This is a genomic window from Duganella sp. 1411 (assembly GCF_017833525.1).
Taxonomy (GTDB): Bacteria; Pseudomonadota; Gammaproteobacteria; order Burkholderiales; family Burkholderiaceae_D; genus Rugamonas.
This window is the reverse complement of record NZ_JAFICD010000006.1, coordinates 193780-216343: the sequence shown is the minus strand read 5'-3', so window position 1 is coordinate 216343 and position 22564 is coordinate 193780. Positions and strand designations below refer to the sequence as shown.

At 62.4% G+C, this 22564-nt stretch carries 23 protein-coding genes; 10 read left to right on the top strand and 13 right to left on the bottom strand.

Features of this window, described 5'->3' with window-relative positions; translation table 11 throughout:
- The first annotated feature begins 11 nt into the window (after positions 1–11).
- Positions 12–1052, top strand: coding sequence for an AI-2E family transporter (locus JOD97_RS25880; RefSeq protein WP_209724972.1), 1041 nt, complete (start codon positions 12–14; stop codon positions 1050–1052).
- A 12-nt stretch (positions 1053–1064) separates the two neighbouring features.
- Here JOD97_RS25880 and JOD97_RS25875 read toward each other — a convergent pair whose 3' ends face one another.
- The gene (locus JOD97_RS25875) at positions 1065–1463 is read right to left on the bottom strand and encodes a GFA family protein (RefSeq protein ID WP_209724970.1); all 399 of its coding nucleotides are present in this window, start codon (positions 1461–1463) and stop codon (positions 1065–1067) included.
- 188 nt (positions 1464–1651) lie between these two features.
- On the opposite strand from JOD97_RS25875, the gene JOD97_RS25870 reads away from it, so the two are divergent.
- Together JOD97_RS25870 and JOD97_RS25865 are read left to right on the top strand one after the other, a co-directional pair.
- On the top strand, positions 1652–1861 hold the full coding sequence (locus tag JOD97_RS25870) for a hypothetical protein (protein WP_209724968.1): 210 nt from the start codon (positions 1652–1654) through the stop codon (positions 1859–1861).
- A 10-nt stretch (positions 1862–1871) separates the two neighbouring features.
- Positions 1872–2156 carry a hypothetical protein gene (locus tag JOD97_RS25865; RefSeq protein ID WP_209724966.1) on the top strand — a complete coding sequence of 95 codons (285 nt, stop codon included), beginning with the start codon at positions 1872–1874 and terminating at the stop codon, positions 2154–2156.
- On the opposite strand, the gene JOD97_RS25860 is transcribed toward JOD97_RS25865, so the two are convergent.
- Positions 2153–3490, bottom strand: a complete 1338-nt coding sequence (locus JOD97_RS25860) for a hemolysin family protein (RefSeq protein ID WP_209724964.1) — start codon at positions 3488–3490, stop codon at positions 2153–2155. The two genes, JOD97_RS25865 and JOD97_RS25860, sit on opposite strands and share 4 nt — an antisense overlap.
- A gap of 283 nt (positions 3491–3773) precedes the next feature.
- Here JOD97_RS25860 and JOD97_RS25855 point away from each other — a divergent pair, with 283 nt between their 5' ends.
- Positions 3774–4232: a hypothetical protein gene (locus tag JOD97_RS25855; protein ID WP_209724962.1), complete on the top strand. Its 459-nt coding sequence runs from the start codon at positions 3774–3776 to the stop codon at positions 4230–4232.
- 37 nt (positions 4233–4269) lie between these two features.
- On the opposite strand, the gene JOD97_RS25850 is transcribed toward JOD97_RS25855, so the two are convergent.
- From JOD97_RS25850 to JOD97_RS25820, 7 genes are all read right to left on the bottom strand, one after another.
- Positions 4270–4785 (bottom strand): GNAT family N-acetyltransferase, encoded by a 516-nt coding sequence (locus tag JOD97_RS25850; protein ID WP_209724959.1) that lies wholly within the window; start codon positions 4783–4785, stop codon positions 4270–4272.
- Positions 4786–4792: 7 nt separating this feature from the next.
- Positions 4793–5029, bottom strand: a complete 237-nt coding sequence (locus JOD97_RS25845) for an MbtH family NRPS accessory protein (protein WP_209724957.1) — start codon at positions 5027–5029, stop codon at positions 4793–4795.
- 33 nt (positions 5030–5062) lie between these two features.
- Entirely contained in the window at positions 5063–6682 is a 1620-nt protein-coding gene (locus JOD97_RS25840) for an MBL fold metallo-hydrolase (protein ID WP_209724937.1), read from the bottom strand.
- A 12-nt stretch (positions 6683–6694) separates the two neighbouring features.
- On the bottom strand, positions 6695–7684 hold the full coding sequence (locus tag JOD97_RS25835) for a radical SAM protein (RefSeq protein WP_209724935.1): 990 nt from the start codon (positions 7682–7684) through the stop codon (positions 6695–6697).
- Between the two features lie 91 nt (positions 7685–7775).
- Positions 7776–12917: a non-ribosomal peptide synthetase gene (locus JOD97_RS25830; protein ID WP_209724933.1), complete on the bottom strand. Its 5142-nt coding sequence runs from the start codon at positions 12915–12917 to the stop codon at positions 7776–7778.
- 42 nt (positions 12918–12959) lie between these two features.
- Positions 12960–13877 (bottom strand): phytanoyl-CoA dioxygenase family protein, encoded by a 918-nt coding sequence (locus tag JOD97_RS25825; protein ID WP_209724931.1) that lies wholly within the window; start codon positions 13875–13877, stop codon positions 12960–12962.
- 159 nt (positions 13878–14036) lie between these two features.
- Entirely contained in the window at positions 14037–15794 is a 1758-nt protein-coding gene (locus JOD97_RS25820) for a M28 family metallopeptidase (RefSeq protein WP_229264726.1), read from the bottom strand.
- A gap of 441 nt (positions 15795–16235) precedes the next feature.
- Between JOD97_RS25820 and JOD97_RS25815 the strand changes: the two genes are divergently transcribed.
- Positions 16236–16460 (top strand): hypothetical protein, encoded by a 225-nt coding sequence (locus tag JOD97_RS25815; RefSeq protein WP_209724929.1) that lies wholly within the window; start codon positions 16236–16238, stop codon positions 16458–16460.
- Positions 16453–16929, top strand: a complete 477-nt coding sequence (locus JOD97_RS25810; RefSeq protein ID WP_209724927.1) for a GNAT family N-acetyltransferase — start codon at positions 16453–16455, stop codon at positions 16927–16929. Before JOD97_RS25815 ends, JOD97_RS25810 begins: the two co-directional genes overlap by 8 nt.
- Here the strand turns inward: JOD97_RS25810 and JOD97_RS25805 are convergent.
- The 4 genes from JOD97_RS25805 to nhaR all read right to left on the bottom strand — a co-directional run bounded on the left by JOD97_RS25805 (position 16895) and on the right by nhaR (position 19298).
- Positions 16895–17380 carry a GNAT family N-acetyltransferase gene (locus JOD97_RS25805; RefSeq protein WP_373999941.1) on the bottom strand — a complete coding sequence of 162 codons (486 nt, stop codon included), beginning with the start codon at positions 17378–17380 and terminating at the stop codon, positions 16895–16897. The two genes, JOD97_RS25810 and JOD97_RS25805, sit on opposite strands and share 35 nt — an antisense overlap.
- Before the next feature lie 73 nt (positions 17381–17453).
- On the bottom strand, positions 17454–17954 hold the full coding sequence (locus JOD97_RS25800) for a hypothetical protein (protein WP_209724925.1): 501 nt from the start codon (positions 17952–17954) through the stop codon (positions 17454–17456).
- Positions 17947–18330: a GFA family protein gene (locus tag JOD97_RS25795; RefSeq protein WP_209724923.1), complete on the bottom strand. Its 384-nt coding sequence runs from the start codon at positions 18328–18330 to the stop codon at positions 17947–17949. The genes JOD97_RS25800 and JOD97_RS25795 overlap by 8 nt, the downstream gene beginning before the upstream one ends.
- 56 nt (positions 18331–18386) lie before the next feature.
- The gene (nhaR, locus tag JOD97_RS25790) at positions 18387–19298 is read right to left on the bottom strand and encodes a transcriptional activator NhaR (RefSeq protein WP_209724921.1); all 912 of its coding nucleotides are present in this window, start codon (positions 19296–19298) and stop codon (positions 18387–18389) included.
- Between the two features lie 110 nt (positions 19299–19408).
- On the opposite strand from nhaR, the gene JOD97_RS25785 reads away from it, so the two are divergent.
- The 4 genes from JOD97_RS25785 to JOD97_RS25770 all read left to right on the top strand — a co-directional run bounded on the left by JOD97_RS25785 (position 19409) and on the right by JOD97_RS25770 (position 22494).
- On the top strand, positions 19409–20461 hold the full coding sequence (locus JOD97_RS25785; RefSeq protein WP_209724919.1) for a DUF475 domain-containing protein: 1053 nt from the start codon (positions 19409–19411) through the stop codon (positions 20459–20461).
- A gap of 107 nt (positions 20462–20568) precedes the next feature.
- Positions 20569–21144 carry a TerD family protein gene (locus JOD97_RS25780; RefSeq protein WP_209724918.1) on the top strand — a complete coding sequence of 192 codons (576 nt, stop codon included), beginning with the start codon at positions 20569–20571 and terminating at the stop codon, positions 21142–21144.
- A gap of 31 nt (positions 21145–21175) precedes the next feature.
- Positions 21176–21874 (top strand): TIGR00266 family protein, encoded by a 699-nt coding sequence (locus JOD97_RS25775; protein WP_209724916.1) that lies wholly within the window; start codon positions 21176–21178, stop codon positions 21872–21874.
- Positions 21875–21912: 38 nt separating this feature from the next.
- A complete protein-coding gene (locus JOD97_RS25770; RefSeq protein ID WP_209724914.1) occupies positions 21913–22494 on the top strand; it encodes a TerD family protein in 582 nt (193 codons plus the stop codon).
- The last annotated feature ends 70 nt before the right edge of the window (positions 22495–22564 follow it).

Genomic DNA, 22564 nt, shown 5'->3' with positions numbered 1-22564 from the left:
GCGGGGACGGCATGGGACAGCGCTTTCAGCCTTTTACCCGCCTCGCCGCCATCATCCTGCTGGTGATCGGCTGCCTGTTCGTGCTGCGGCCGTTCCTGGCCGCGATCCTGTTCGCCTGCGCCATCGCCATCTCCAGCTGGCCGCTGTATCTGCGCCTGCTTGAGCGCGTGAAGGGGCGGCGCTGGCTGGCCGCCATCATCATGAGCGTCGGCCTGACCTTGCTGATCGTTGTGCCGCTGACCCTGGTCACCTGGAACATCGCCGACAACGCCTCCGAATTCTACGACCACGTCAAGGGCGACCTCGACACCGGGAGCTTGTCGCCGCCCGTCTGGCTCAAGGATATCCCGGTGGTCGGCGAGATCATCGACACCTATCTGCGCAAGCTGCTGGGCAGCCGCGAGGAGCTGGTCAACACCGCCAAGGGCATGCTGGAGCCGGCGCGCCACTTCCTGCTCGGCAGCGGCATGGTGCTGGGCAGCGGCGTGGCGCAGGTCAGCCTGGCCGTGTTCGTCAGCTTCTTCCTGTACCGCGACGGCCAGTACATCGTCGTGGCGCTGTCGAACGCCCTGAACAAATTGATCGGGGCGGAGCAAAGCCTGTCCGTCGCCGACACCGTCAGCCGCACCGTGCGCGGCGTCATGTACGGCCTGCTGGGCACGGCGCTGGCGCAGTCGGTGGTGGCGGCGATCGGCTTTTTGATCGCCGGCGTGCCGGCCGTGGCGCTGCTGTCGGTGGCGACCTTCCTGTTCTCGCTGATTCCCGTGGGACCGCCGCTGATCTGGGGCGGCGCCGCGCTGTGGCTGTTCAACGAGGGCCGCGTCGCGTGGGGCGTGTTCATGCTGGTCTGGGGCGTGTTCCTGATCAGCGGCGTCGACAACGTCGTCAAGCCTTTGCTGATCAGCCGCGGCAGCAGCCTGCCGTTCATCCTGGTGCTGCTGGGCGTGATGGGCGGGGTGCTGGCGTTCGGCTTCGTCGGCCTGTTCATCGGACCGACGTTGCTGGCGGTGGGGCTGGGGCTGCTGCGCAACTGGACCGGTCAGCCGGTTTGATGCGGCGTTGGGCTACAAGTGCCTCACCTCGTCCGGCGGGGTTTCCCAATTATCGTTGCGGCCGTCCAGATAGGTGATAGGCGCGTCGATCAGCTCCTCGCTGGTGACGTCGTCGAGGCAGGTCACGTTGACGGCATAGAACTCGCCCCAGCGCGGCGAATTGCCGATACCAAACGAGCGCACGCCGCAATGGCGGCAAAACAGGTGCTTGTCCCGCTTGGTCAGGAACTGGTAGTTGGTAAGGTCAGCCTCGCCCGAGATGAGCCGGAACGCCGCCGGTTGGACGATGGCCGGCCAGAACCGTACCTTGGTGCAGATCGAGCAGTTGCAGCGCAAGGTACCCTGGCTCAAATCGATGTCCGCTTCAAAGCGCACGGTACCGCAATGGCAGCTTCCATGGTAAGTCTTCACGGCCTCTCCAAATGGTTCGACAACAGGGCAAGACTAGCAGTCGCTAGCCTCTCTGGCAAATTGAAAGCTATTTGTTTTGCCTCAATCCCCGCTCGCGCGTTTGGCGGGTGTGCTCAAAATCCCGGGTATATAATTTTGTTCGTCGCTGCTCGCTAACCGCGTAAAGCTATAGTACACAGGGGGAAGATATGAGCGGGAAAAATTTCTTTTCGTCTGACGACCTGGCCGCCATTAGCGCGCGAATGGCCCGTTATTCAGCTTCGCCGGCCTCTACTAATTCTTCATACACGCCGACATCGCCGATTGTCGCGAAGCTTATGCGTGAAAAAGGAGTTTCCCGCGAGAAGATGAACGAGGCATATCGCATCGCGCAGATGACTGTCCGTTCAGGAAAATAGGGCCTCCGCAGTGACTGACGCCTCGGTTTTTCAGCGCTTGACTGCCGATCCGAATGATGCGGCCGGCGCATTCGCGTACATCGCCTACAAACGGCAAAAGGTTGAGTTTTGTAAAACGTTCGGCGATCGGCAGCCTGGCGCTGTTTTACTTGGCTACAGGTTCAGCGTGCAGCTTCAGCAGAACGCCGAGAAGAAGGCTGGCGTAGGCGGTTCGACCATCAGCCAGAGTCCGATAAGAACCGAACCTGCGCGGCCCACTGACTCGTCAACTGCGCCCAACCCAACCATCCCTTAATCCAGGTCGGCATTGTCCTCGGTGTCATCCTTCGGAATGACCTTGACCAGCAGGATGCGCGGGCCGTTCATCTTCTTGGCGACGATATCGAAGTGGCGGAAGCTGATGCGCTGCCCCTGCTTCGGAATGTCGCCCAGTTTCAGCATGATCAGGCCGCCGACCGACTCGACCTCGTCCATGCCCAGTTCCTCGTTCTCGATATCGATGCCCAGGGTGCGCTCGAGCGAGAAGATCGGCAGGCTGGCCTTGCCGATCAGCGTGCCGTCGGGCTGCTTGAGCCAGTCGTTCTCGTTGAGGCGGAACTCGTCGTGGATCTCGCCGACCATCGCGCCAAGCAGGTTGTCGAGCGTGATGAAGCCCAGCGGACGCTTGCCTTTCTCGCCGATCAGCGCGAAGTGCGGCGCGCCGTCGCGGAAGCGGCGGAACTGCTCGAGCGCCGGCGTGCGCGCCGAGATCGTCTCCACCGGCCGCAGGAACGGCGCCAGGTCGGTGATCGGCTTGCCCGACTGCTGGGCGAAGAACAAATCCTTCAGGTGCACCACGCCCAGCACCGTCTCGCCGTCCTTGTCGTAGTACGGATAGCGGCTGAAGCGGTTGCGCAGCATGGTTTGCAGGTTGTCGGCCAGCGAGCGGCTCGCGTGCAGGCTGATCACCTCGTTGATCGGGCGCATCAGGTCCGACACGGCCAGATCGCTGAAATCGAGCGAATGGGCCAGGATGTTGCGTTCGTCCTTGTTGTATTTCTCACCAGGCTGGCTGGTGCGCAGGATCATCTTCAATTCCTCGACCGAATAGTGGCTCTCGTGGCCGCCCTTGCCGGACAGGCCGGCCAGGCGCAGCACCATGTTGGCGCTGCCGTTGAGCACCCAGATGAACGGATACATGGCCCAGTAGAAGGCGTACAACAGCGGCGCGCACCACAGGCCGATCGCCTCCGGCATGCGGATCGCCAGCGACTTCGGCGCCAGTTCGCCGACGACGATGTGCAGGAACGAGATCACGCCGAACGCGAAGATGAAGGCGATGCTGTGGACCAGTTTGGGCGAGTCGACGCCGATGGCGGCCAGGAAGGGCTCGAGCAGGCTGGCGAAGGCCGGTTCGCCGACCCAGCCCAGGCCCAGCGAGGCGAGCGTGATGCCCAGTTGGCAGGCCGACAGGTAGGCGTCGAGCTGGCCGTGCACTTTGCCGAGGATGCGTCCGCGTAGTCCCTGGGTCTTGGCGATGGCGCGAACGCGCGTCTTGCGCAGCGTGACGATGCCGAATTCGGCCGCCACAAAGAATCCATTGAGCGCGACCAGGAACAGGGCGAGCACGACAAGCATAACGTTTTGCATAGGGGCCGAGCGGCGGTTTACGTAGTTAAAACACGCATCTTAAACGACTGCGGGGGGATGGGGCGCAAATTGCTGTTTATTACCGAAAATCCATATCGCCTGAGGCCCCTTGCGACATTGAGGCGCCACAAACACCGTCCATATGCACCAGCTAGCATAAGGAGAGTGAGTGGCCGACTTTGTTGGCGGCGCTCACGGCGCCGGTCGTTGTGACCGGCCAAGTCGCCGGTCTTGCCTGTCGAGCGCGGCGACCCCGACCCACGGTGTACCAAGGAGAACTACGATGTCGATTATTCATAGCAATGGACCTGAAGTGATCACTGCGCCCCGGTCCGCGCAGGACCAGGCGGCGGCCGCTTCCTCGGCGATACTGGCCGGCGTCACGACGGTCGTGCAGGAGCTGGACGAAGCGGCGGTGGTGCCGCTGTCCGGGGGGACGGTGCGGCAACAGGTGCTGGAAGGATACGGTTACACGTATCGGCAGAACTGGGGCGCCCGCAACGGCGAGGTGATACTGACCCTCATCTCGCCCAGGCTGCCGCTGATCACTCCCCGTTCGCGGATCTTCGTGGCGGTAAGCGAGGGCGTTGCCGGCGGACCGGACAACGGCAAGTTCATCGGGGCGGCCCGCTTCACGGTGCGCAACGTCGCGCCGAGGGCCAACGCCGTCGACATCTGGGTCAGCATCGAGTGGCCGGCGCCGATCCTGCTTTACGCCGATTATCTGGTGATCAACCCGTAACCGCCGCCGTGACCAGCTTAATCCCGGCCAGGTGCCTTCAACGCCCCCGCTGCCGGGAGTACCTGCCCACCGTTTTACCGTGGATTTCGGTTTCGGACTCGTAAGCAAAACCAAGGCGCTGAGCAACACGAAGCGAGGATTCATTGCCCGAATCGATGAGCGCTTGAATCTTCGGTTCGCGCCTGACCTCAAACGCGAAGTCCAAGGCCGCCGCCGCCGCCTCGCTTGCGTATCCGTGGCCCCAGAACGCGCGATAGGTGTTCCAGCCGACCTCCATCACGGGCGACGTCTCGCGGAAGAATGCCCCCACGTTACCAATCAGCTCGCCAGTCTGCCGCATCTCGACCGCCCACCATCCCGCGCCATGCAAGACCCATAGCCCGGCGTGGCCGCTGAAGATCCGCCACGCCGTGTCACGATCGGCCAGAGCGATGTGGGCCGCGCTTTCGGGGTCTGCGAGGTGCCCGGCAAATGCATCGAAGTCGGCAGGCCGGTACTCGCGAAGCGTGAGGCGATCTGTTTGAATGACGGGAATGGTGTAAGAGTGGCTCATCTATTACTCATTGGCGTGGATGCGCAGATCCGCTGCGCTGAGCGCCTTGCGCGCGAACACTGAGGGGACGCATGTCCGTCCAGTTATCCTGGATGTAGTCGAGGCAGTGGCGCTTCTCTCCCTTCGGCCCGGCAACCTTCCAGCCCGCGGGCACACTCTGGTGCTCCGGCAGGATGGCGTACTGCTCTTCCTCATTCTTCACCACAACGTAGGATACGGCGTCTTTTTCGTCGTTCATGTTCATTTGAACTTCCTCCTATTAACTGTTCTATCAGCGCTAGACCGCCGGCATGCGCCGCTCGCCATCGAGCGCGATTGATTTTGACCCATCCAACAATTCCACCTCGATGCCCAGTGCCCGGCAATCGCGGATGAACGCCTGGTTCTCCATGTCCTGATACGAGTCTTTTTCGATGGGAGAACCGCCCAGCGGTCCGGCCCACGGCTCGATTGCCATGGCGTAGATGAACACGCGCTTGCACCCGAGCGCGCGCACCAGCTGCAAGGCCCGCTCGGCGTTGGAGCCGCCGGTCCTTCGTCCCGGCTCCATTTCGCGCGACACCGAGCCGAACAGCAGAGGTCCATACGTCCACGAAATGGGCGCCCCCTGGCATTCCAGGCCGATAAAGGCGATATCGGTCGGGCCGTAGAGATCGCGGATCTGCTGGTACATCCGGGTGTCCAAATTGTTGCTGTCGGCAAGAAAGACCACCGATTGCCCCGCGAACTCAAGACGGTATCCGAGCTTGCTGGTGATGTCCAGCTCGCCGTGTTCGCCCAGGAACGGCAGTGTCTGGATCTTTACCCCGTCGAACTCCAGCGCGTCGAACGGGTTGGGCGCCAGCACATCGCCGAAGCCCAGATGCCTGGATACCAGTTCGAGGGAGGGATCGTGGATGGCTCCCGGGGTGCTGCGCGGCACAACCAGCGTCTTGGTCCGCTCGCGGATCTGCAGCAAAGTTTCGATCACGTAATGATCGTGATGGGCGTGCGTGATCAGTGCGCAATCGATCTGCGCCGGCAAATCGCGCCAAGTGCTCCGCGCCGGTCCCTCGGCGACGTTATAGCCGACCAGTGGATCGATCAGCACGCTCGCCCGGCCGGTGCGGATCAGCACGCAGGCATGGCCGAAGTAGTCGATGCGCGGGCCATCGTCCGCCGCGGGCCGGCTGGGCAGGTCGGGACTGGCGCGGAACAGATCGTTGATCTGCGCCCGTGTCCAGCTTGAGCCGGTTCCCTGCATGTGGAAAAAGCGCTCCAGATCCTCGTCCGACAACGGCCGCTGGCGGGAGGCGAGCAGCGCCGCGCTTTCTGATGAGCCAAATGGCATACGAAGGATCAGGTCTCCCTCGCTGGCCAGGCGGGGAGTGCTCAGCACGTACGGGCGCGCGTCGGAATCCACCCTGGCCAGCGCGAACTCCTGATGCGTTTCCGGCGGAAAGGCCGCATACAGCAACGCCTCGATCAGCCGCGCGCGCCCGCGCAAGCCCGACGTCTCGTAGGCAAGCTCCACCCGTCCGCCCAGGCCCGCCCCGAGTTTGGGATAGGTGCCGTCCAGGCTAGCTCCGGTGGTTGCGCGCAACATCCCCTGCAAGTCGTCGATTTCAGCGGCCAGGCGCAGCAATTCAGCGCGGCTCAGCCGCGTGAATTCCAGCAGGCGGCGGATCTCGCCCACATCATCCGCGCCGTTGGAGCTTTCGAGAAATGGACCGCCGCGCATGGACGGTTGCTGAAGTGCGGCGGCGTGCAACTCCGGATGCTGCACAAACGACTCCATGATCTGGATGTGATGCCGGGTCATGAACGCGGCGGAGGCCGGCGCGATCAGAAAAGGATGCGCATACCAACGGCCGACCAGCGGCTCGATCTTCACATCATCGTGCAGATAATATCCCATATTGGCTTGTCCTTAGTGAGAGTCGTGCAGCCGCGGCTGTCCAGCATCGCCGCCGTGATGGCCCGGTATGGCCGCGCCGCCGATTGCCGCGGCCTCTTGATCGATCCGACGCACGACGTCGCCCCAAGCCACGAAGTTGGACGCCTGCGTCAACTGTTTCGCCAGTCCTGAATTCTGTCGCCACTCCAGAGCGCGGGCGATGAGCACATCGAGCGGCTCGTCGATAAGATTGCCGACGGTCTTGTCACAAATCTTGATGGCGCGCAGATTGCCCTTTGGATCAAGCTGAACACAAGATTCGCCATCGCTTTGCAGGAAATCCGTATCGTTCAACGTCAGGATCACCGTGGGGGGAACCTCCTTCTGCACGCCTTTGACCGACTGCGATAGTTGCCGCACTTCCTCGCTGCTAAGCAACTGCGTTTCACACCGTAGCGCGTCCGCCCCGCGACCGCTCGGGACGGCGGCCACGATGTTGATGAAGCTCAGACCCGGTACCGTGGACATGGCGCGTACAAAGCTGGCGATGCCATCGAGGTTGTCGCGGATCACCGTGCATTCGACCCCGAAGCGCAGCCGCTTGTTGTGCGACTGCTCCTCGCCGAGCAAACGCAACGTTTCCATCGCGTTGGCGTGCGCGCCCTTCCGGTTGCGCACCCGGTCATTGACCTCCGGGTCGCTGGCGTCGATGCTGACGTGCACCCGATCGAACACCTCGCACAGCGAGCGGATCCGGGTCGGGTTCATCGCCCAGCCCGAGGTGAATATCGAGGCGACGATGCCAGCGTCCTTCAGCAACTTGCCTGCCTCGAGGATCCCTTTGGCGAAGGTGGGCTCGCCGCCGCTGATCATCACCGCACCGGGGCGTTCGCGGGCAATCGCCCGCGCGACGGCGAGGGTCTGCTCGGCTTCGGTTTGCGGGCGATGTGGTCCTGACGAGGAATAGCAATACACACACTGCAGCGGGCAAAAGTAGGAGGTATCCCAGATAATTGTCTTCATAAGTGTTCTCTCGAGAGGCAGTCTGTAGAACCGCCCCGCTCACCAAAACAGGAGGAGGGGGCACTTTTTTAAGCGACGCGGCGCGCTGAAATCAAGCAACGTTTGCCGTCTGCAAAGATCGGGCGACCCTTCCCACCTCCGCCGCCAGGTCGCAAAGGACCGGGTGCGCCAGCAGATCGCTGAGCGGGATTTCCACCCCCATGCCGCTGCGCAGCCTTGCGGCGACCACCATGGCAAGCAGCGAGTGGCCGCCGAGCTCGAAGAAGTTGTCACGCCGTCCGACCCGGCCGACGCTGAGCAAATCCATCCAGATACCGGCGATCTGCGCCTCAGTGCCGCCGACGGGCGCCTCGTAGGTTTCCAGGTTGCGCGCGAAGGCGTCGGGCTGCGGCAGGGCGGCGCGGTCGAGTTTGCCGTTCGGCGTGGTCGGCATGCTGTCGAGCGCCACGTACACGGCCGGAACCATGTGGTTGGTCAGGAAGTGGGACAGGTGCGACCGCAGCACATCGGCCGGCCATGCGCCGTCCGCCGCCGCCGCGCCAGCCTTGCCTACCACGTAGGCGACGAGCCGGTTGTCGCCGGGCTGGTCCTCGCGCAAGAGCACTACCGCCTGATCGATCGCCGGGTGCTCGAGTATCTTCGCCTCGATCTCGCCGAGCTCGATGCGGAACCCGCGGTGCTTGACCTGGAAGTCGCTGCGGCCGATGAACTCGATCGTGCCATCGTCGCGATAGCGCGCCAAGTCGCCGGTTTTATACATCCGGGCGCCGGCTTCGGCGGAGAAGATATCCGGCACGAATCGCTCGGCGGTCAACGCCGGCCGCTGATGATAGCCTCGCGCCACGCCGTGCCCGCCGATGAAAATTTCTCCGGGGATGCCGATCGGCGTCGGGTTGCCATTGCCATCAAGAATATAGAGTCGGGTGTGGCCGAGCGGCCGGCCGATATGCCCGGTGAACGCCTCGCCGCGTTTCGTCACGGCATAGGTGGAATAGCCCGTCTCGGTCGGCCCGTAGGCATTGAAGACCCGTTCCGCATTGCTCTCTCGGAAGACGCGCTCCACCAGCGGCGGATGCAAAGCCTCGCCGCCAAGCACGACCGTACGGGTCGTCGCGGGAATGCCGCCGGCGTCGAACAGCGCCCGCATGGCCGACGGCACCGCATTGAGCAGCGTGGCTTTCTGCCCGGCGCCGGCGCCCGACAGCACATCGCCGACGATAATCGCGGTGCCGCCTGTCGCCAGCGCCGAGAAGCACTCCAGCACGGACGGATCGAAGTTGACCGAGGTGGAGAAGAGCGTCTGCCGCAAGTCCTCCGGGCCGAATTCGGTCATGCCCCACTGGACGAAGTGGGCCGCGCCGCGGTGTTCCACCTCGATGCCCTTCGGCGCTCCGGTCGAACCCGAGGTGTAGATCACGTAGGCGAGGTGCGTGGCGTCGAGGCCGGTCGTGCCGCGCGCATGATTCCCGCCGGCGCGGTCAGCCCAGAGCGCTTTGTCGGTGTCCAGATCGATCAGCGGCAACGCGCGTTCTTTGGCGACTTTGTACAAGCGCGTGCTGACACGGTCTTGTACCTTCTGGTGCGTAATGACCACGGCGGGCTCGGCGTCGCGCAACATGTATTCCAGGCGGTCGGCCGGATAAGCCGGATCCAGCGGAACGTAGCAGCCGCCGGCCTTGAGGATGGCAAGCATGCCAACCACCATGTCGAAGCCGCGTTCCATACACAAGGCCACTCGGCGTTCCGGCCCGACGCCCTGCTCGCGCAGGTGGCCCGCAAGTTGGTTGGCGCGTTCGTTGAGCCGCCCGAAGCTAAGCGATTCGCCATTGTGCACCAGCGCCTGGGCCTCGGGGCTGCGGGCCGCGCTGGCCTCAAACAGCTCGTGGAGGCAGACATCCCGCTCAAACTGGGAGCTGGTTTTGTTCCACGTCGTCAGCAAGAGCTGCCGTTCCGCCTCGGGCATAACGTCCACGCCCCGCAGGGACGTGTCGGAACCCGTCTCGAGCGCTTCGACCAGGCGTTGCAGCGCCGCCGCCATCCAGGTACACATTCTCGCCGGGTCCACCCGGTCGTCCACCTGGACTTTCAGCCGCAACTGGCTGCCCCAGTCGTCGACGGAGACCGCGAACGGAAAATTGGTGCGCTCGACAGCGCCGAGCCATTGCGCCCCAGGCAGAACGTCGGTGACGGCATGCTGCCGCGCCACGCCAAGGCCGGCCAACTCGGGTTCTCTATAGCGATAGTTGAGGATCGTCGTGAATAGAGGGGCCGGCGCCGCCACGCCGCTGCAGCGCTGCGCCAGCGCCAGCGACGCTTGTTCATGCGCCATCAGTTCGGTCAGCAATTGGTGCGTGGAGCCGACCGCGTCGCGGCAGGATCGACCATCCACGGTGAGACGGATGGGCAAGGTATTTGCGCACAGGCCGATCACCCGCTGGGCCTTGGCCCCGCCGTGCGAACGCCCCGCGAGCACGGTGCCGAACACCACTTCGCCACGACCGGTCAACCGCGACAGCACCAATCCCCAGGCCAAGTGGTGCAGGGCTGCGGGGCTAACGCCGGCTCCCTGCGCCGCGCGCCGCAGCCTTGCCGCGAAATGCGGCTCAATTTCTTGCTCCGCTTCCGCGATCGCGGCGCCATCGTCACGGACGTTCAAGATGTCGAAAGGCGCCGTCGGCTCTTTGACGGCGCCGAGTAGCGCGGTGAAAAAGGCTTCCTGCTCGACGCGTGCAGCGCCATGCCGCGCGCGCACGATGAAGTCGCGGAACGGCACGGCAGGCGCCGGCTCGTCAAGATTCAACAAGCGCGCGCGCAACTCGTTCTGGACCAGGCCCTGGCTGACGTGATCCATAATCATGTGATGGCTGATCTCCATGACGATAACGCTGCCGGTGAGGGGCTCCGCTGCGACGATCAAACGCACCAGTGGCGCATGCTGCAAGCTGAGGGGAAACTCGCCGCGGTTGAAGCGCTCCACCAACGCTTGTGCCACCGAACCGCCGGCGGCGCCGATTTCGAGCTCGACGACCGACAAGGGCGCGCTGCGCCAGACCACTTGCACAGGTTCCCGCACCTGTTCCCACATCACCGCTGTGCGCAGTATGTCGTGGCGGTCGACGACGGCTTGCAGCGCCGCCACGTAAGACGCCACCTGCGCCCGGCTCTGAAAGCGGTACATGGTCCACAGACGATAGGAATCACCGGCGGTGGAGATGCGATGCTGGTACAGCAGCCCCTGCTGCAGCGGCGCCAGCGGATAGATGTCCTGGACGTTGCGGGCGCCGCCGGCGACGCTGGAGACTAGCCGTTCGATCTCGGCGGCGGTCAGCGTGACGAGCGTCAACATCTCCGGCGTGATGCGGTCCGCCCGCGGGTCGATCCGATTCTCGGGAACATGGACCGCGTCCGCCATATGACCGATGGCCGGGGCGAGCGCGGCAATCGTCGGCCGCAAATATATTCCTCTCACGTCCGTGTGCAAGCCATGTTGCAGCATGCGATAGATGACTCTTACCGCCAGCAGCGAGTTCCCACCAAGCTCGAAGAAATTGTCGTGCCGCCCCACGTCCGCGATGCCGAGCACGTCCCCCCATATCTGCGCCAACGTGGCTTCGGCCGCGCCTTGGGGCGTTTCGTATCGGTGCGAGGCAGCGTTCGCCGGCAGCTGGTCCGGCAGCCCGGCGCGGTCGATCTTGCCGTTCGCGTTCACCGGCATGCGTTCGAGCTGTACGTATGCCGTCGGCACCATGTAATCGGGCAAAACCTCGGCCAGATCCCGGCGCAGTTGCTTCGCCAGCGAGGTGCCGTCCTGGTCGACCGCGTCGCCTGCGCGGTGTTCGACCACGTACGCGACCAGTCCTTGCTCGCCTTGCCGCAGTTGGCGCACCAGCACGGCGGCCTGCAGCACCCTCGGATGTTCCAGCAGGGCCGCTTCGATCTCCGCGAGTTCAATGCGGAAGCCGCGCAACTTGATCTGGCGATCGTTGCGTCCAATGTACTCGATGCTGCCGTCGGCCTGATAACGGGCCAGGTCGCCGGTCTTGTACATGCGCGCGCCGCGCAGGCAGGTGAACGGATTCGGCACGAAGCGCTCCGCGGTAAGGTCCGGGCGGTTCTCGTACCCGCGCGCCACGCCCCTGCCACCGATATGGATCTCGCCCGTGCCCCCGGTCGGCACCGGCTGTCCGTGCTCGTCGAGAATATAAATGTGGGTGTTTTGCAGCGGGCGCCCGATGGTCGCAGCGCGTTCGCCCTCGACGGTGTACTCATGGACGGACGAACAGACCGTGGCTTCGGTCGGTCCGTAACCATTCAACAGCCGGTGGTGTTTGGCCCAGTGGCGCACCAGTGCGTCGCCCGGCGCCTCGCCCGCCAGCGACAGCGTCACCAGGGAATCGAATCGTGTTTCGCGCGGCAGCTCGCCCAACACCGAAGGGGGCGCGGTCAGATGGGTAACCCCGAAGCGCCGGATCGCCTCGATCAGTGAAACGCCGACCAGCACGGTCTCGTGGTGCGCGATACAAAGCGCGGCGCCTCCACCCAGCGCCATACCGAGTTCCGACACGCTCGCATCGAATCCGAACGGCGCGAACTGCAGAACCCGGCTTTGCGGATCGATACGGAACCCTTGGAGTTGATTGCGCACCAGATTGACCAGGCCGCGGTGTTCGACCATCACGCCCTTGGGCCGGCCGGTGGAACCGGAGGTATAAATCACATAGGCCAGATGCTGATCGATCAGTCCGCTCTCGGCGCGCGGCAAATTGTCCTGCGACGCGTCCGCCCACGCGGTGGCGCCGGCATCGATGTCGATCAGCGCCGTCTTGCGCTCGTCAAGAAAGCCGCGCGCCGGCGTGGGCAAGCCCTCGGCCACCACGGGGGCGTGTGTCAATATCACGGGCGGAACCGACGTTTCCAGCATCGTGCGCAGGCGTTGGGCGGGCAAGCCCGGATCGAGCGGCACATAGGCGCCGCCGGCCTTCCAGGTGGCCAGGATGGCGACCACCAGGTCGACACTGCGATACATGAGAATACCGACCCGCACGTCGGGGCCGACGCCCTGCTGGCGCAGGTGGCGGGCAAGCCGGTTGGCCCGCTCGTTGACCACTTTGTAACTCCAGTGCTGCGCTTCCTCGATTACCGCATCTGCTTCCGGAGCCCTGGCGGCGTGCAACTCAAACAACTCATGAACGCAGAGGTGGTCGGTGTTGGAGGCTTCGATCTGTGCTGACATATTCAGTTACCTCTATAGGTGCGTTGATTGCCCGGGTCCCGCCTATACCTTGGCGCCGGGCTTGACCGTTCCCGAATTCAGCCGCTCCATCATGCGTGAAGTGACCGTCAGGGGATCGTCTTCTGAATTTTGCAGATGCTGGAATCGGGCATTCTTCTCGGCCGCCGTCCTGTTCCATTGCGCATCTCCGCGGAAATGGATCGTCTCGCCAAGCCGAACCTCGGGCCACGGCTGGTATTGACGATCGCGCGGCGCGTCTCCCCGCACCAGGATCGGGGTCTGGTAAAGGGCTTCGTTATGGATGCCGACGCTGGCCGGCATGTAGCCGATGTCGAGGCCGCAGCGGCGGTGTGCCGATCGATTGGGCTCGGAGCCATGTACGATGTGCGGATGATGGACGGACACGTCTCCCGGATTGAGCACCACGTCGATCGGGGTGATGTCCTTGAACCGCTCGAAGTTCAGCGACGAGGCGAGCATGTTCGGCTTTTCGAGACGCGCCTCAAGGGGCAGAATAGCTTCGCGATGCGTCCCGGGCAGCATCCTGACGCAGCCGTTGTCAGGGTTGCTGTGATCGATGGCCAGCCAAAGCGTCACAGCACGCATCGGCCGCAGGTCCCAATACGCGCCATCCTGGTGCCATAGCACCGCATGGCCGTCGAGCGGCGGCTTGCAAACGTAGTGCGAGGTAAAACATGAAATGTCCGGACCGACGAACAGCTCCGCGATGTCGAGCAAGCGGGAATCGGCTATCAGGCGTACCCAGAACGCGTCGTCCCGCACCAGCGGGTGGTGATAGTGCTCCGGTCGCAGGTTGGGGTAGCGCTTCCCCAGCCACGCGACGTGCGCCTGCGCCTCCTCGATAAGTTCGGCGTCGATCACATTTCGAAAAACGGTGTATCCATCGCGTTCATACGCGCCGAGGGCACTTTGGCGCTCGTCAATAGTCAATTGCGTCACTTCGAGGGCTCCTTTCAGATTATTACAACCATGGCGTTTTCATCGGAATCAGGCGGTATGCGACGCCCATCGGCGTGCGTATCCCCGGCCGTGCGCGTGCCAACAGCGAAGTTGTCACATCGCAGACTTCAATAGGTATTGGTGGAGAAAGATGCCTGGTCAGGGGCGCTCTGCGGCCGTTTGGTCGCGGACCGCGCGAAACTCCGAGTCCGCGCCCCAGTTGGGCCATCGCCGCGAGTTCGCCAGGTCGAGGCCGAATTGATAGAGGATCGAAACATCACGGGCCATGCCGGTGAATGACCAAGCCGGCGACCATTCGTCCCCGCGTTGATGGTATCTATTCGCATAGAAATCGGCCATTTCGGCATCGCCTGCCGTGGCGCCACCGTGGTACCAGTCGTTCCCCGACTGGAACCACACTGCTGGAACTCCGCGTTTAGCAAACGAGAAATGATCAGAGCGGAAAAACCGGCCCGCTGCCAAATTTTTATCGGGCGCGAAGTAAAGGCCCCAATGTTTTGCAGTAACTTTTAAATCGTCGAGCAGATCCAGCTTTGGATTGCCTGCCGAAGTAAAGTTTCGTGCCGGACCATGGGGGTCGAGAATATCGATATTAATAACGCCTGCTGTTTTTGATAGCGGCTGGCTGGGGTTGGAAACATAATATTCTGAACCCAGCAATCCTTTTTCCTCGGATGTGACCGCTAAAAATATCAGCGAACGCTGCGGAGAAGGGCCGTTTGCAAAACGGCGCCCGAGCTCAAGTAGCCCGGCCACGCCGGTTGCGTTATCGAAGGCGCCATTGAAGACATGATCGCCTTGCGCGTCATCGCTGCCGATACCCAAATGATCCCAGTGCGCGACATAAACAACGCTCTCTTCGGGGTGCACGCGGCCGTTTATCCTACCCACCACATTTTTTGATGTGACGGTGGAGAGATTGACTTGATAGCTAGTCGAGAATCGAGCGTCCGCAAGCTCAACTGGATGGAATTCCCTGGTCCGGGCCACCTGCTTGAGCACCTCGAAGTCAAGCCCAGCCCGCTCAAACAGCGTCACTGCGGAATCTCTATGCATCCATCCTTCCAGCTGCGGATGGATCGATGCCGGGTCGTCGCGCTCGATGTCGAATAAAGGAAGAGTGTCCGTGTTCCGCACCAGTTCCCATCCATAAGAAGCTGGTGCCGTCTCGTGGATGATGAATACGGCGCTAGCACCACGCCGGAGAGCTTCCTCGAACTTATATGTCCAGCGGCCATAATAAGTCATCTCGCGGCCGCCGAAATCGCCTTCGCCGGTTTCGAAGTCTGGATCGTTTATCAACACCAATGCGACTTTACCGTGCAGGTCCACGCCTTTGAAATCGTCCCAGTTGCGCTCCGGCGCGCTGACCCCATAGCCAATGAATACCACTGGCGCCGAATCGATGTCGACCGAGCTGGAGCCGTTTAACGTGGCACGGATAACGACCTCTTGCCCTTGACTAAGAGTTTGCTGCACGCCACCGATCGTTATGGACGCCGAGGGCGGGCTGACGTGTTCGCTACGAACGAGCCGAACGGGCTGAATCCAGCTGCGTTTTCCGTTATCGATGTCACCGCCAGGCTGCAGCCCTGCGCGGCGCATTTGCGTAACGAGGTAATCGACGGTTTTGGTTTCCGCAGCGGTGTACGGAGCCCGCCCCTCGAATTCGTCGGAGGCCAGAATGCGCACGTCCTGTGAGAGGCGGGCCGGGGCAAACAATGGCGACAACCAAGGCGCCGACGGCTGCGCAGCCCCTGCCGCGGCAAAACATCCTATTAAGGGCCAGATGAAGACAAGTTTCATGAGATATGTTCCGGGCTTGTTACAGCCGAGACCTGGAATCGAGATAATGGAAATCTCTTTTTGACGATCTCTGTATGGCTTCTGAAACATATCCAGATCCTTTTACTTGGGGGGGTATTGTGGGTAACAGGCATTACCGCCAGTGGCAACCTCACTTCGAAAGCAGCGTATTTGAAACAGCTCAAGAATATTGCGAAAAAAATACGCTGTCAATTAATAATTAAAAATTTCATAACTTGCTTATTGGAAGATATTCAACCTGGAATTCTCTCCAAATATAACTGCGGCGAGCCATCCACTGTTTAAAAGTCCAGATTCTATCAAAATAGAACCATGTAATTTGATCGTGCATTGATTATTGGAAATTCTAACCAAATATAACGGCTGAGGAAAAAGACATATTGGCCCATAGAAATCTAAACAAGATATGATGGGAAGCGCTAGCTAGTTTTTTTCATCGTTGAATGCCGATCTCGACGCCAGCATGCGAAGTATTGATGTTCAGTTTGACGACCAACCTGCGAGAGTCCCATGAAGAGAGTTTCTGAGAAGTCCGCAGCCCATTGTGACAACTGGGGCCTGCTTTTTCTTGGCAGTCCGGAGATGCTGTTTTTATTTGTGTTCTGCGTATTCGGCGGTGCCGCCGCCGGCTGGCTTTTTATCGGCGTCGGTGCGCTCTTCGCGCTGCTTCCGATGATCGGATGCGCGGTGGTTTACATGGCGCGGCTGCGAAAAAGGCGGGCAAACGTTGTCTGAGTTGGATGCCGGCGGGCCGTTGCCAATGCGCGTCAGGCAGTTTAATGAGGCGGATCTTGCCGAAGTCGGCCGAATTTACGCCAATGCCAAGCGCGACGAGCTGGCATACGAAGCCCAAGTCATTGAAATTATTCCGCTGGAAGAGGACGCCGTCATCCTGGCGGCGTTTCGCGAATCCGATGTCATCGTCTATGAAGATGACAGGGTGGTGGGATTCGCCGCCATGTTCGACGGGCAGTTGCGGGCGTTATTCGTGCACGGCGAGGCGCGCGGACGAGGCGTGGGCCACGCCTTGCTCAACGCTGCGCTGGCGCGCGCGCCGCGAGGATTGTCGCTGCATGTGGCGGAGTCCAATCTCAATGCGCGACAGTTTTATCAGCGAAGCGGATTCACCGTTGCCGGTCGGTCGACCCGGCACTATAACGGCACTGACGTCAGCTACCTTCAAATGTTGTCGCCTTCCGTGTAAGGCGAAATCCCGCATCGCGGTCGTTCAACACGCTGCGGGTCCATCCTTGGCTGGTATAGAATTTGTCGGCCCGCGTATCTTTGGAGGTGCTCAGATGAACGCTTTCGTGGCCCAGGGCGAACAGCCAGTCCACCGCCGCATTCAACAAGCGCTTCGCGATTCCCCTGCCTTCGTAGTCCTGCGCCACAAACAGCGCCCAGATCGACGCGTCAGTCTTATCGGCGTAGGAAAATCCCACCACCTTGCCGTCGACCTCGACCACCCAGCCGCGTCCCAACAGGTCCAGATAGTCCCGATACATTTGCTCGGTGACACGGCTCGGATCGGATAGAACGTTTTCCTTGACGGCAAGGCGAATAGCCGACATCGCCGGAATGTCGTCGGCGCGCGCTTGCCGGAGCGGTGCCAGGTCAGAAACGCCGGTGGCGGGATGATGAATTGCAGTGAGCACAGAAGTTCCCGGCAGACGAAAGTGGAAAGTGCCATTTTAGCAAACCCGCGCGGGACTATCAGCCATGGCGGGGTCAGTCGTCGTCCCCTCCAATGGCTCCGTTCAGCAGCGGTTCAAATGCCGGGCCGCCGCTGTGCGCCCGCCCCGTGAACCTGCCGGGATCATAGCGCGCGCAGCGTCTGATGCCTTGCGCACGGGCCGCCCGGCCGTCCTGCGCCGTGAGCGTGACGGTGCAAACGAAGGGCTCGCCTATCCATCCGCGTCCGACATCGTTCAGCGCGATGTCCGCGTCGAAACGCAGCGCGATCTCGGCGTGTGCGAGCTGTTCCAGGTGCAGGCCGTGCCTGCTCAGCGCGCGTTGCAGGAATTCGCCGTACTGGCGGGCGGCGGCCGTGGCGATGCGGGGCGAGGGGGCCGGGCCCGGTGCAAGCAAGTTCAATCGCACGCACAGGTCGGCCCCGCACTCGCGGTACAGCAGGCCGGGCGCCCAGTAGCCCGCCAGGTCGTTGTTGCGGCTGATGAATGAGGCGAGCAGGCCAGCGGCGACGTGGCGTAGCTTTTTCCGGCTAATCACCGGCGTCGGCCTGCCTGGTCGGCAGCCAGCGCGGCTTGGTGTCGGTGTGCAGTTCGCGCTGCACCGGGCCGTCGTATTCGGGCTCCATCGTGCCCAGCGTGAGGGCGATGCGGTCCGGGCTTTGCGTGCTGCGCCAGAACAAGGTCGAGCCGCACACCCGGCAAAAGCCGCGCCGGCCGTGGTCGGACGAGGCGTATTCGGTCACCAGGTCGGCGCCGCGCTCGAAGGCGAAGCCGGCCATGCCGACGTTGGCGTAGGTGCCGGACGCCGCGCCGTGCTGCTTCTGGCACATGGTGCAGTAGCAGTGGCTGGCGTGGGACACCGGCCCCTCGGCCCGGTAGGCGACGCCGCCGCATAAACAAGTGCCTTTCAACATCGCCCGCTCCCATCAGTCTAGTGATCGGTAAACTGTAACCGATTCGATAAGGTCTGTCAGCTTGCCACCGCGAACGGTCCGCTGTGCACCGCCGACAGGATCGCCTCGACCGCCGGATGCTTGATCTTGCGGGCGCTGGAGATGGCGTAGAAGTGCTCGCGCAGTTCCGGCGCGTCGCCCACCAGCACCGCGCCGAACTGATCCTTGATGTCCTGCGCCAGCGCCGACGTGGCGAAGAACAAGCCCATGCCGTTGCGCCCGAACGTGTTGAGCATGGCGTTGTCCTCGAATTCGCCGACGATCTCCGGCCGCACCTCGTGCTCCACCAGCCAGGCGTCGATGCGACCGCGCAGCGCGTTGTTGCGCGTGGGTACGAGCAGCGGCGCGTGGTTCAGGCTGGCCGGAAAGCCGGGCCGGTACTTGTCGGCCAGGCGCGGCACGCCGAACAGCTTCATGTCGCTTTCGCCCAGCAGGTGGCTGTACACCTTGAGGCTGCCGCCGGCGCGCACCGTGCGGTCGGTCAATACGACATCGAGCTTGCCCAGCGCCAAGTCGGCCAGCAGGTCCTCGAACTCGGCCTCCATGCACACCAGCCGCACCTGCTTGTCGAGCTCCTGGGTGGCCTGCAGCAGGCGGAACGCGATCAGCTTGGGCAGCGAGTCGGAGATGCCCACCGTCAGTCGCATCTTGCCCGCCTCGGCCTCGTCTAGCGCGTCCTGCAATTGCTCGCCCAGCAGGAAGATCTGGTCGCAGTAGCTCAGCGCGAGCCGGCCCGCCTCGGTCGGCACCAGGCGCCGTCCCTGCGGCTCGAGCAATTGCTTGCCGATCGATTGTTCCAGCGACGCCAGCTGCATGCTGATCGTTTGCACCGCCAGCCCGAGCCGCTCGGCGGCGCGCGTGACGCCGCCTTCCTTGGCCACCATCCAGAAAAAATACAGGTGCCGAAAATTCAGTCCGCTGGTCTTCATTGGGCCTATCTTCCGTTTTTACGAAGTAATACTTCAATTATCTTCTATTTTTAAATTGGCTGCGCGCCTATACACTGCGCTACATCAACTTATAACTGGGGAAAACATCAATGAAGCACTTTAGAATTTCCTTCCTGGTCAGCATCGTCTGCCTTGCGGCGGCCGGCTGGTGGGGGTACTCGCACAACGGCTGGCCCGGCGCGCTGTCCGCGTTCGGCGTCGCGCTGATCCTGGCGGCGATGGAAGTGTCGCTGTCGTTCGATAACGCGGTGGTCAACGCCTCCGTGCTGAAGAACTGGGATGAGTTTTGGCAAAAGCTGTTCCTCGGCCTCGGCATCATCATCGCCGTGTTCGGTATGCGTTTGCTGTTCCCGCTGGTCATCGTGGCGGTCGCGGCCGACATCGGCATCATGGACGTGTGGACCTTGGCGCTGAACGATCCGAAGACGTATTCGATGCACCTGACTAACCACCACGCGGAAGTGGCGGCCTTCGGCGGCATGTTCCTGCTGCTGGTGTTCCTGAACTTCCTGCTGGACGAGGACAAGGAAGTGCACTGGCTGGGCAACTTCGAGAAGAAGCTCGGTTCGCTGGGCAAGGTCTCGTCGATCTCGGTGATGATTTCGCTGGGCGTGCTGATGGCCTCGATGGGCTTGGTGACCGAGGCGCAGAAACTGATCGTGCTCATCTCCGGCCTGTGGGGCATCCTGGTGTACGTCGGCGTCGACGCCATCAGCGGCTTGCTGGAGAAGGAAGAAGCCGGCGGCAGCGATGTCGGCGACCTGGTCAAGAAGGGCGGTATCGGTGGTTTCCTGTACCTGGAAGTGCTCGATGCTTCGTTCAGCTTCGACGGCGTGATCGGCGCGTTCGCCATCACCACCGACGTCGTGATCATCATGCTGGGCCTGGCCATCGGCGCGATGTTCGTCCGTTCGATGACGGTGTATCTGGTGAAGAAGGGCACGCTCGACGAGTTCGTCTACCTGGAGCACGGCGCGCACTACGCCATCGGTATCCTGGCCGCGATCATGCTGGCAAGTATGAAGTACCACGTGCCGGAGATCTTCACCGGTCTGATTGGTGTGGCCTTCATCGCCGCCTCGGTCTGGTCGTCGGTGCGCCACCGCCGCAAGCACGCGGCGACCGAAGCGATCGCCGCGTAACGTTCAGGCAGTAATTCAAGCAGTAAAGAACACGGCGGGTCGTTAATCACGGACACGACCCGCCGCATGCAGTACCCAAGTCCGGTTTCTTTAAGGAGTATCACATTATGGCAATCAGTCTGCAAAAAGGCGGTAACGTTAATCTGAGCAAGGAAGCCCCGGGCCTGTCGCAAATCGTCGTCGGCCTCGGCTGGGACGCTCGCAGCACCGATGGCAGCGCCTTCGACCTGGACGGCTCGGCCTTCCTGTTGAAGGTCGACGGCAAGGTGCGCGCCGACAACGACTTCATCTTCTACAACAACCTGAAGTCGTCCGACGGCGCCGTCACCCACTCGGGCGACAACCGCACCGGCGCCGGCGACGGCGACGACGAAACCGTCACCATCGACCTGACCAAGGTGCCGGCCGACGTCGAGCGCATCGCCGTGTGCGTGACGATCCACGAGGGCGACGCCCGCAAGCAGAACTTCGGCATGGTGCAGAAGGCGTACATCCGCTGCGTCAACGCCACCGGCAACGCCGAGATCGCCCGCTACGACCTGTCGGAAGACGGTTCGACCGAATCGGCGATGGTGTTCGGCGAGGTGTATCGTAACGGTTCCGATTGGAAGTTCAAGGCCGTCGGCCAGGGCTTCAAGGGCGGCCTGGGCCCTCTGGCCGCGTCGTTCGGCGTCGGCGTTTAATTCACTTTAACTGGAAAGAAAGGACTCAGTCATGCCAAAATTTTCGATCACCGGTGATGTCGACCCGTTTCTGCACGTTTCGCTGGCGCAGGGAGAGAAGATCTACTGCGAATCGGATGCGATGGTGATGATGGAAGCGGCGCTCGAATTGAAGGGCAAGGTGACCGGCGGCATCGGCGCGGCCATCATGCGCCGCTTCGCCAACGGCGAGTCCTTCTTCCAGCAGCACATCGAGGCGGTGCGCGGCGGCGGCGATTGCCTGCTGGCGCCGACGCTGCCCGGCGCGATGCAAGTGCTCGACGTCGGCCAGTACCAGTACATGCTCAGCGACGGCGCCTTTGTCGCCGCCACCTCCAGCGTGGAACTGAAGGTGCGCACGCAAAGCCTGGGCAATGCGTTGTTCGCCCAGAGCGGCGGCTTCTTCATCACCGAGACCAGCGGCACCGGCCAGGTGGCGGTGTCGGGCTTCGGTTCGATGTCGACGTTGGACGTGACGCCCGGCAACGATGTGATCATCGATAACTCGCACGTGGTGGCGTGGGATAACCGGCTGCGCTATGAAATCTCCGTCACCACCGGCGGCAACAGCGGCTTTTTGAGCAATCTCGTCAACAGCCAGACCAGCGGCGAAGGCATGGTGCTGCGCTTTTCCGGAGCCGGAAAGATCCTGGTGTGCTCGCGCAACGGCGCGGCGTTCCGGGCTTGGGCCCAGCGCCCAGGGTCGCAGTAACACTTTAAGCTGTCCATTAAACCAATTAGGAGCACACTATGTCAGTCAATTTGAGCAAGGGCCAGAAGATTTCTCTGGAAAAAGAAAGCGGCGGCGCACTCGGCAAGGTCACGATGGGCCTGGGCTGGGATGCGATCAAGAGCAAGGGTTTCCTCGGCTTCGGCGCCAAGACCGAGGCGGTCGACCTCGACGCGTCGGTGGTCATGTTCGATGAGGGCCAGCGCCCGGTCGACGTGATCTGGTTCCGCCAGCTGAAGAGCAAGGACGGCAGCATCGTCCACACCGGCGACAACCGCACCGGCGCCGGCGACGGCGACGACGAGCAGATCAACGTCGACCTGAACGCCGTGCCGGCCAACATCAAGAGCCTGGTGTTCACGGTCAACAGCTTCACCGGCCAGACCTTCGCCCAGGTCGAGAACGCGTATTGCCGCCTGCTGGACGCGTCCAGCGGCAAGGAAGTGGCGCGTTTCAACCTGTCGGTGCAGGGCCCGCACTCGGCGCAGATCATGGCCAAGGTGTACCGCCACAACGGCGAGTGGAAGATGCACGCGATCGGCGAAAACGGCAACGGCCGTACCTTCGACGACCTGCTGCCGCAGATCGCCGCACACCTGTAACAGTTTTACCCGCAGTTGAAGCGCGGCACCGTACCGGCGGTGCCGCGCTTTTTTTTGTGCGCGGAACGCT